This is a genomic window from Mycobacterium sp. TH-M103 (assembly GCF_057473785.1).
This window is the reverse complement of the sequence record NZ_JBYCLG010000016.1, coordinates 1-9383: the sequence shown is the minus strand read 5'-3', so window position 1 is coordinate 9383 and position 9383 is coordinate 1. Positions and strand designations below refer to the sequence as shown.

General features: G+C 71.1%; 9 protein-coding genes. 7 read left to right on the top strand and 2 right to left on the bottom strand.

Annotation, left to right across the window (positions count from 1 at the left end):
- The 4 genes from AC2VOR_RS00710 to AC2VOR_RS00695 form a co-directional block, all read left to right on the top strand.
- The coding region (locus tag AC2VOR_RS00710; protein WP_486963021.1) for a lysophospholipid acyltransferase family protein at positions 1 to 441 on the top strand (441 nt) is incomplete at its 5' end.
- On the top strand, positions 441 to 1196 hold the full coding sequence (locus AC2VOR_RS00705) for a lysophospholipid acyltransferase family protein (protein ID WP_486963020.1): 756 nt from the start codon (positions 441 to 443) through the stop codon (positions 1194 to 1196). The genes AC2VOR_RS00710 and AC2VOR_RS00705, both read left to right, overlap by 1 nt.
- Positions 1197 to 1211: 15 nt before the next feature.
- The gene (locus AC2VOR_RS00700) at positions 1212 to 1997 is read left to right on the top strand and encodes a lysophospholipid acyltransferase family protein (RefSeq protein WP_369736361.1); all 786 of its coding nucleotides are present in this window, start codon (positions 1212 to 1214) and stop codon (positions 1995 to 1997) included.
- 30 nt (positions 1998 to 2027) lie between these two features.
- Positions 2028 to 2843 (top strand): HAD family hydrolase, encoded by an 816-nt coding sequence (locus AC2VOR_RS00695; protein ID WP_369736362.1) that lies wholly within the window; start codon positions 2028 to 2030, stop codon positions 2841 to 2843.
- A gap of 3 nt (positions 2844 to 2846) precedes the next feature.
- Here the strand turns inward: AC2VOR_RS00695 and AC2VOR_RS00690 are convergent, their stop codons facing one another.
- Together AC2VOR_RS00690 and AC2VOR_RS00685 are read right to left on the bottom strand one after the other, a co-directional pair.
- Positions 2847 to 4502, bottom strand: a complete 1656-nt coding sequence (locus tag AC2VOR_RS00690; protein WP_369736363.1) for an N-acetylmuramoyl-L-alanine amidase — start codon at positions 4500 to 4502, stop codon at positions 2847 to 2849.
- A 137-nt stretch (positions 4503 to 4639) separates the two neighbouring features.
- Positions 4640 to 5578: a PirG gene (locus AC2VOR_RS00685; protein WP_486963019.1), complete on the bottom strand. Its 939-nt coding sequence runs from the start codon at positions 5576 to 5578 to the stop codon at positions 4640 to 4642.
- Between the two features lie 203 nt (positions 5579 to 5781).
- Here AC2VOR_RS00685 and glf point away from each other — a divergent pair, with 203 nt between their 5' ends.
- The 3 genes from glf to AC2VOR_RS00670 all read left to right on the top strand — a co-directional run.
- Positions 5782 to 6984: a UDP-galactopyranose mutase gene (gene glf / locus AC2VOR_RS00680; RefSeq protein ID WP_369736365.1), complete on the top strand. Its 1203-nt coding sequence runs from the start codon at positions 5782 to 5784 to the stop codon at positions 6982 to 6984.
- Positions 6981 to 8876 (top strand): glycosyltransferase, encoded by a 1896-nt coding sequence (locus AC2VOR_RS00675; protein WP_369736367.1) that lies wholly within the window; start codon positions 6981 to 6983, stop codon positions 8874 to 8876. The genes glf and AC2VOR_RS00675 overlap by 4 nt, the downstream gene beginning before the upstream one ends.
- Positions 8869 to 9383, top strand: a 515-nt coding sequence (locus tag AC2VOR_RS00670) for a phosphatase PAP2 family protein (RefSeq protein WP_486963018.1), incomplete at its 3' end; no start/stop codon positions are given. The genes AC2VOR_RS00675 and AC2VOR_RS00670, both read left to right, overlap by 8 nt.

Here is a 9383-nt window from a genome sequence, read left to right as displayed (position 1 = left end):
GGCGAGCTGGTCGGCGTCTATCCCGAGGCCACCATCAGCCGCAGCTTCGAGATCAAGGAGTTCAAGACGGGGGCCGCGCGGATGGCGGTCGAGGCCGGGGTGCCGATCGTCCCCCACATCGTCTGGGGGGCGCAGCGGATCTGGACCAAGGGGCATCCCAAGAAGCTGTGGCGCCCCAAGGTGCCGATCACGGTGCTCGTCGGCGAACCGATCGAGCCGACGCTGGGCGTGGCCGAGCTGAACGGCCTGCTGCACTCGCGCATGCAGCACCTGCTGGAGCGGGCGCAGGAGGAATACGGACCCCACCCGGCCGGCGAGTTCTGGGTGCCGCGCCGGCTGGGTGGCAGCGCCCCGTCTCTGGCCGAGGCGGCCCGGATGGACGCCGAGGAGGTGGCGGCGAGGGCGGCGCGCCGCGCCGGGGACGCGGATGGGCCGGTCTGATGGCGGAGCCGACGTTCCGCATCCTGGAGATCCTGGCCCAGCTGATGGTTCTGGCCACCGGCACCCGCATCACCTACAGCGGCGAGGAGAACATCCCGGATCGGGGCGGGGCCGTGGTGGCCATCAACCACACCAGCTACGTCGACTTCCTGCCCGCCGCGCTGGCCGTGCACCGGCGCCGCCGCCGGCTGAGGTTCATGATCAAAGCCGAGATGCAGGACGTGAAGGTGGTGAACTTCCTGATCAAGCGCACCCGGACCATTCCGGTGGACCGGCACGCGGGGGCGGGAGCCTACGCCGTCGCCGTGCAGCAGCTCCGCGAAGGCGAGCTGGTCGGGGTGTATCCGGAGGCCACCGTCAGCCGTAGCTTCGAGCTCAAGGAGTTCAAGACCGGCGCGGCCCGCATGGCCGGGGAGGCCGGGGTGCCGATCGTGCCGGTCATCGTCTGGGGGGCGCAGCGGATTTGGACCAAGGACCGGCCGCGACAGCTGGGCCGCAACCACGTGCCCGTCGACGTGCGGGTCGGTGCACCGCTGCGGGCGGACGCCGACGTCGCCGAGACCGGTGCGGCGCTGCGCGCGGCGATGACTAGGCTGCTGCATCAGGCCCAGGAGCGCTACCCGCACGAGCCCGGGGCGCACTGGGTGCCGCACCGGCTGGGCGGCGGCGCGCCGACCCCGGCCGAGGCGGCCCGGATCGAGGCCGCCGAGGCGGCCGCCCGGGCCGAGGGTCGTTCGCCCGGTCAGAGGCGATAACAGGGGGAGAAACAGATGGCCGAACCGTTTTTTCGTTTCGCGGAGACGATCGTCCCGCCCGTCGTGGCGATGAACGGGACGAAGATCACCTACCAGGGGCTGGAGCACATCCCGGCGGCGGGCGGGGCGCTGGTCGCCCTCAACCACACCAGCTACCTGGACTGGCTGCCCGCGTCGCTGGCCGCCCACCGGCGCAAGCGGCGCCTGCGCTTCTTGATCAAGGCCGAGATGGCCGACGTGAAGGCTGTCGACTACGTCATCCGGCACGCCCGGCTGATCCCGGTGGACCGCCGCGACGGGCACGACGCCTACGCGGCGGCCGTCCGGTGCCTGCGCGAGGGCGAACTGGTCGGCGTGCACCCCGAGGCCACCATCAGCCGCAGCTACGAGCTGCGGGCATTCAAGACCGGCGCGGCCCGGATGGCGCTGGAGGCCCGGGTGCCGATCGTGCCGCTGATCGTCTGGGGGGCCCACCGGATCTGGCCCAAGGATCATCGCAAGAAGCTGTTCCGCAACAAGGTCCCGATCACCGTGGCGGCCGGCGCGCCGCTGCCGCCGCACGGGGACGTCGAGCAGCTCAACGCGGCGTTGCGGCACGCGATGAACTCGTTGCTGTACCGGGTCCAGGAGGAGTACCCGCACCCGGCGGGCGAATTCTGGGTGCCGCGCCGGCTGGGCGGCGGCGCGCCCACCCAGGACGACTCCCGGGCGATGCGGGCGGCCGAGCTGCGGGCTCGGGCGCAGCGGTACGGGCACGACGGCGTGACGCCACCGGGGCGCGCGCAAGACGGCATCCACTGACGACGGGCAGATCCTCCCGGTGACCCAACAATGACACTGCCGGCGCTCATCGCCTGTGACGTCGACGGCACCCTGTTGGACGACGACGAGACCATCAGGCCCCGCACCCGCGACGCGGTGCGGGCCGCGGTAGCCGGCGGCGCGCAGTTCGTGCTGGCGACCGGCCGCCCGCCGCGCTGGATACGCCCGGTGGTCGACGAGCTGGGTTTCGCGCCGATGGCGGTGTGCGCCAACGGTTCGGTCATCTACGACCCGGGCAGCGACCGGGTGGTCTCGGCGCGCACGCTCGGCGTCGACACCCTCGCCGAGCTGGCCGAGCTCGCCACCCGGGTGCTCCCCGGCGCCGGGCTGGCCGTCGAACGGATCGGGGAACGCGCCCACGACACGGCGACCCCGCAGTTCATCAGCTCGCCGGGGTACGAGCACGCGTGGCTGAATCCGGACAACACCGAGGTGTCGATCGAGGACCTGCTCAGCGCCCCGGCGATCAAGTTGCTGATCCGCCGCGCCGGTGCCCGCAGCGCCGACATGGCCGCCGCCCTGGCCAGGCACGTCGGCATCGAGGGCGACATCACCTACTCCACCGACAACGGCCTGGTCGAGATCATGCCGCTGGGGATCAGCAAGGCCACCGGCGTCGAGGAGCTCGCCAGGGCGTCGGAGATCGTCAGCGGCGAGGTGCTGGCGTTCGGCGACATGCCCAACGACCTGCCCCTGTTGCGGTGGGCCGGTCATGGCGTGGCGATGGGCAACGCCCATCCCGAGGTGCTCGCCGCCGCCGACGAGATCACCGCGCCCAACAGCGACGACGGCGTGGGCCGGGTGCTGGAACGCTGGTGGCTCTGACGGCTACATGGGCGGGTGGGCCGGCAGCGAGAAGTGTTCGGGCGGCACCTCCGGCCCGCTCGGGGCCTGGGACGACGAGGGACTCGACAGCGGCGTGGTGATGCCATCGACGACTTCGGTGACGTCGCCGGTGAGGCGCTCGAAGTTCAGGGTTCCGTGCACGAAGTTCTGCGTGATCCGCAGGGGCTCCTGGATTTCCGCGCTCGTCGGCAGCCCCAGCGGTCCCCGCTCGTAGCTCAGCGAGGCCCAGGCGTCGTAGATCGCGCCCGTGACGGGCTGGGGGCCGGTCACCGGTGACCAGTACATCGCGCCTCTGGCGAACGTGGCGAAGCGGGCGCCGCCCTCGGCGTCGCCCTCCGGCGACGTTGGCGCCCCCAGCACGCTCTTCATCCCGCCGAGCTCCTGCCAGTGCTCATAGATGGCGCCGCCCTCCAGCGCCTTGATCAGCTCCTCGGGCGGGTCGTAGAAATGCGATGCGATGTCGCGGATCTCGTCCATCAGCGCGTAGGCGGCGTTGCCCGGGCAGTCGGTGTTGCCGACATCGCGATGGGTGAAAATGGTGGGAAGGTCGGCGACCGCGCCGGCCGGGAACGTGGTGTAGTGACTGCCCGCCGACTCGAGCGCGACCGTGCTCTTGGGGTCTACGCCGTCCATACCGAGGCGCCAGCCGAGCAGCCGGCCGACGGTGCGGAGCTGGATCGGCGTCGGGGGCACGTCGTCGAAGTTGCCGATCATCGCCACACCCCAGGTGTTGCGGTTGAACCCGCCGGTGTGGAATGCCTCGACGGGCTTGGTCAGGCCCCCGGCGCTGCCCTCGAACACCTGGCCGTATTTGTCGACCAGCGCGTTGTAGGCGATGTCGCACCAGCCCAGCGTCTTGGCGTGGTAGGTGTAGATGGCTTTGACGATGCCGGCCGACTCCAGCGGGGAGTAGTCGTTGCTGCCGGCTGTGTGGTGGAGCACCGCGGCCCGAACCCCGTTGTCGTACTGGGGGGTTCCGCAGCGCAGGGATTCGTCGGCGCCCCACTCGGCCCGGCTGATGATCGGCGGCGCCTGGCCCGGCATCAGGACACCCGACGGCGGCGCCCACTGGTTCTCCGCCGGCGCTTGCGGCGGGGAGATCAGGACCGCGGAGATGTTCTGCCCGAAGCTGTGCTCCGTGGACGCCGGTTTGTAGCCCAGGCCGCGGTCCGGGGGCACAATCGGCGCCGCCGGCGCCCGGGTCACCGCCGCGTCGATCGGGCGGGTGACCGCGATCTGCACCGTCGTGGTGGTGCCGACGAAGACGGGATCGGTGCTGCGGGGCCCCTCGCTGGCACCGTCGCCGTCCGCCGGCGGGTGGTCGGGAGCCGAGGTCTGGTAGTCGGCCTGGTACCACGGGCCCCACGATCCGTCGGGCCGCTTGGCGCGCACGCGGGTCGAGCTGCCCGCCAGGTCGCCGGTCAGCGCGACCAGCGAGAACGGGGTGTCCTGCGTGAGTTCGCGAACCGTGACACCGCCGCCGAGCCCGATCAGCGGCTGCTCGGCGAGCCGGGTCTCGCGGGCCGGCGGCGGGGCCGCGGCGTGCTGCGCTCGGACCACGTCGGCCACCGACGCGACGATGACGGCGGTCGCCGCGAAAGCGCTGAGCAACATCGTGGGCGCGCGGCGGGACGACACGGGGCCGATGTTACGTGTGTTCCTATTGTTATTAATGTGACGACACGGTGTGCGGGCGCAGAAAGCCCGGACATTCGACGGCACCGCAGAGCCACACAACTCTGCGGTGCCGTCAGGTGACAGGACTTTCCGGGCTCCTAGACGGGAGGCGCCGCCGCCGGGACGGCCGCGGCCGCCGCGGGCAGGGCACCGGCGGCCGCGCCCGGCAGGGCACCCGCGGCACCCGGCAGGGCACCGGCCACGCCGGGCAGGGCGCCGGCCGCACCCGGCAGGGCACCGGCGGCACCGGGCAGGGCACCGGCCGCGCCCGGCAGGGCACCGCCGCTCTGCTGGACCTGCTGCATGATCGCCGGCATCACCAGGCCCTTGATCAGGTCGATGGCCTGGCTGGCGCCCAGCTGGTTGGCGGCCTGCATCACGTCGTTGACCAGTCCGCCGCCGCCGCTGCTGCCCCCGGCGCCGGCCGGCATGCCGCCCAGCGTGGAGGGGTCACCGAGGATCGGGTAGGTCCCGTCGGCGCCGGGGTCCAGGCCGGCCGGCGTGCTGATCGGCACCTCGCCGGCCCCGCCGACGGGGCTCAGGCCCGGGGTGAGCCCGGCTGCGGGACTGGTGAGCCCGGCCGCGGGACTGGTCAGCCCGGGGGTGGTCAGCCCGCCGCCGGGCAGACCCCCGCCGGGCAGCCCCGGGGTCGTCGGCAACGCCGCGGCGGGCGCGAGTCCGGGCGCCGCGGGCGTCAGGCCCGGGCTGGTCAGGCCCGGGGTCGCCAGGCCGGGGCTGGTCAGGCCGGGCGTCGCCAGGCCCGGGGTCCCCAGGCCGGGCGTGGCCCCGGCGCCCCCGGTCAGCGCGGGCACCGGGGGCATGTTGACCCCGAACTGGGAAAGCCCCTGCGACAGCGCGCCCATCAGCTCGTTGGGCAGGTCGGAAATCATTGCGGCCTGCTTGAATTCGTGGTGCTCGGTCGGCTTGCTGCCCGATGTCGCCTCGTAGACCAGGAAGTATGCGCAAGGACTCGCCACTGCCAGGGCGGCGACCGCGCTCATGGCTGTCGAAAGCTTGCGTCGGCGTCGGTTCGGCACGGAAGTCTCCTCAATCTAGCTATCTGTTGTTCGGCGCGTCCTGCCTTTGGATTCGGTCCGGCATGACCCACACAGAGTCGATGGTACGAGTGAGAATGGTGTGACCAGAGTGGTGATATTGAATCGTGAGCCAATCGCGACCTAGGTCAATCCGAACGGCCCTGGCTCGTCAAATGGGTTGGACCCGCGCGGTCGGATACCCTATGCAACCGATGACCGCTCGTTTCGACCTCCTCGTCGTGGGATCCGGGTTCTTCGGCCTGACCGTCGCCGAGCGCGTGGCTACCCAACTCGGCAAGCGCGTGCTCGTCGTCGAACGGCGCCCGCACATCGGCGGCAACGCCTACTCGGAGGCCGAGCCGCAGACGGGGATCGAGGTGCACAGGTACGGCGCCCACCTGTTCCACACCTCCAACAAGCGGGTCTGGGACTACGTGCGGCAGTTCACCGAGTTCACCGGTTACCAACACCGCGTGTTCGCGATGCACGACGGGCAGGCCTACCAGTTCCCGATGGGACTGGGCCTGGTGTCGCAGTTCTTCGGCAGATATTTCAGCCCCGACGAGGCGCGCCGGCTGATCGCCGAGCAGGCCGCCGAGATCGAGACCACCGACGCGCAGAACCTCGAGGAGAAGGCCATCTCGCTGATCGGCCGGCCGCTCTACGAGGCCTTCGTCAAGGGCTACACCGCCAAGCAGTGGCAGACCGATCCCAAGGAACTGCCGGCGGCCAACATCACCCGCCTGCCGGTGCGCTACACCTTCGACAACCGCTACTTCAACGACACCTACGAGGGCCTGCCGGTCGACGGCTACACCGCCTGGCTGCAGAACATGGCCGCCGACGAGCGCATCGAGGTCCGCCTCGACACCGACTGGTTCGACGTGCGCGACCGGCTGCGCGCCGAGAGCCCCGGCGCGCCGGTGGTCTACACCGGCCCGCTGGACCGCTACTTCGACTACGCCGAAGGCCGACTCGGCTGGCGCACCCTGGATTTCGAGCTCGAGGTGCTGCCCACCGGCGACTTCCAGGGCACGCCGGTGATGAACTACAACGACATCGAGGTGCCCTACACTCGCATCCACGAGTTTCGTCACTTCCACCCCGAGCGCGACTACCCCACCGACAAAACGGTGATCATGCGGGAGTTCTCCCGGTTCGCCGGGGACGACGACGAGCCCTACTATCCGATCAACACCGAGGCCGACCGCGCCGTGCTGGCCGCCTACCGGGCGCGGGCGAAGGCCGAGACCGCGGCGTCGCAGGTGCTGTTCGGCGGCCGGCTGGGCACCTACCAGTATCTGGACATGCACATGGCCATCGCCAGCGCGCTGAACATGTACGACAACGTCCTCGCGCCGCACCTGCGCGACGGCGCCCCGCTGAACGGAGAGACGGGCGAATGACCGCCGTGAGCCTGCTGGCCCGAATCATCCTGCCGCGCTCCGGCGAGCCCCTCGACGTGCGCAAGCTCTACCTTGAGGAGTCGGCCACCAACGCCCGCCGCGCGCACGCCACCACCCGCACCTCGCTGCAGATCGGCGCGGAGTCCGAGGTGTCGTTCGCCACCTACTTCAACGCGTTCCCGGCCAGCTACTGGCGGCGCTGGACGATCTGCAAGTCGGTCGTGCTGCGGGTCGAGGTGACCGGCGCGGGCCGCGTCGACGTCTACCGCACCAAGGCCACCGGCGCCCGGATCTTCGTCGAGGGCCGCCAGTTCGCCGGCAGCGACCACGAGCCGTGTGTCATCGAGATCGGCGTGGCGCTCAAGCCGTTCGAGGACGGCGGCTGGATCTGGTTCGACATCACCACCGACACCGCGGTCACCCTGCACTCCGGCGGTTGGTATGCGGCCGAGCCCGCCCCCGGCACCGCCAACATCGCGGTCGGGATCCCGACGTTCAACCGGCCCGCCGACTGCGCCAACGCCCTGGCCGACCTCACCGCCGACCCGCTGGTCGACGAGGTGATCGGCGCGGTGATCGTGCCCGACCAGGGCGTGCACAAGGTGCGCGACCACCCCGACTTCCCGGCGGCGGCCGCCCGGCTGGGCAATCGGCTGACCATCTGTGACCAGCCCAACCTCGGCGGCTCCGGCGGCTACAGCCGGGTGATGTATGAGGCGCTGAAAAACACCGACTGCCAACAGATCCTGTTCATGGACGACGACATCCGCCTCGAGCCGGACTCGATCCTGCGGGTGCTGGCGATGCACCGCTTCGCCAAGAGCCCGATGCTGATCGGCGGCCAGATGCTCAACCTGCAGGAGCCCTCGCACCTGCACATCATGGGCGAGGTCGTCAACCGGTCGAACTTCATGTGGACCGCGGCGCCGCACGCCGAATACGACCACGACTTCGCCGAGTACCCGCTGAACGACAACAACGCCAAGAGCAAGCTGTTGCACCGCCGCATCGACGTCGACTACAACGGCTGGTGGACGTGCATGATCCCGCGGCAGGTCGCCGAGGAACTGGGCCAGCCGCTGCCGCTGTTCATCAAGTGGGACGACGCCGACTACGGCCTGCGGGCCGCCGAACACGGCTATCCGACCGTCACGCTGCCCGGGGCGGCGATCTGGCACATGGCCTGGAGCGACAAGGACGACGCGATCGACTGGCAGGCCTACTTCCACCTGCGCAACCGGTTGGTGGTCGCGGCGATGCACTGGGACGGTGACGTCACCGGCCTGGTCCGCAGCCATCTCAAGGCGACGCTGAAACACCTTGCTTGCCTTGAGTATTCGACGGTGGCGATCCAGAACAAAGCGATCGACGACTTCCTGGCCGGCCCCGAGCACATCTTCTCGATCCTGGAGTCGGCGCTGCCGGAGGTGCACCGCATCCGCAAGCAGTACCCCGACGCGGTCGTCCTGCCGGCGGCCAGCGAACTGCCGCCGCCGCTGCACCAGAGCAGGGCGATGAAACCGCCGGTGAACCCGCTGTCCATCGGCTACCGACTGGTGCGCGGCATCGCCCACAACTTCACCAAGGCCGACCCGGAAGCCCACCGGCGACCCGAGTTCAACGTGCCGACCCAGGACGCGCGCTGGTTCCGGCTGTGCACCGTCGACGGCGTCACCGTGACGACGGCAGACGGTTGCGGCGTGGTCTACCGGCAGCGCGACCGGCGCAAGATGTTCGCGCTCCTGTCGGCCTCGCTGCGCCGGCAGCGGCAGCTGACGAAACGGTTCGACGAGATGCGCCGCGTGTACCGCGACGCCCTGCCGGTGCTGTCCAGCAAGCAGAAGTGGGAGACCGCGCTGCTGCCCGCCCCCGGCAACCCCGGGCATGACTGACACCCGGCCGCGCGGCGAGGCGGCAGTCATCGTGGCCGCGCAGGCGGCGCTGGCCGGTCGGCCCGGGGTGCTGCCCGCGGCGCGCGCGCTGTCCCACTTCGGCGAGCACAGCATCGGCTGGCTGGCGGTGGCGTCGGCCGGGGCGGTCCTGTCCCCCGCAAGCCGGCGGTACCCCCAGCCGGGGCGCCGCCGGGAGTGGCTTCTCGCCGGCGCGGGGACGTTCGCGGCGCACGCCGCCGCGGTGCTGGTCAAACGGCTGGTGCGGCGGCAACGGCCGCATCACCCGGCCGTTGCGGTCAACGTCGGCACCCCCAGCCGGCTGAGCTTCCCGTCGGCGCACGCCACCTCCACGACGGCGGCGGCGATCCTGCTGGGCCGGGCCGGCGGGCTGCCTCCCGGGCTGTGCCCCGCGGTCCTGGTGCCGCCGATGGCGCTGTCGCGGATACTGCTCGGCGTGCACTATCCCAGCGACGTGGTTTTCGGCGTGGCGCTCGGCGCCGCGGTCGC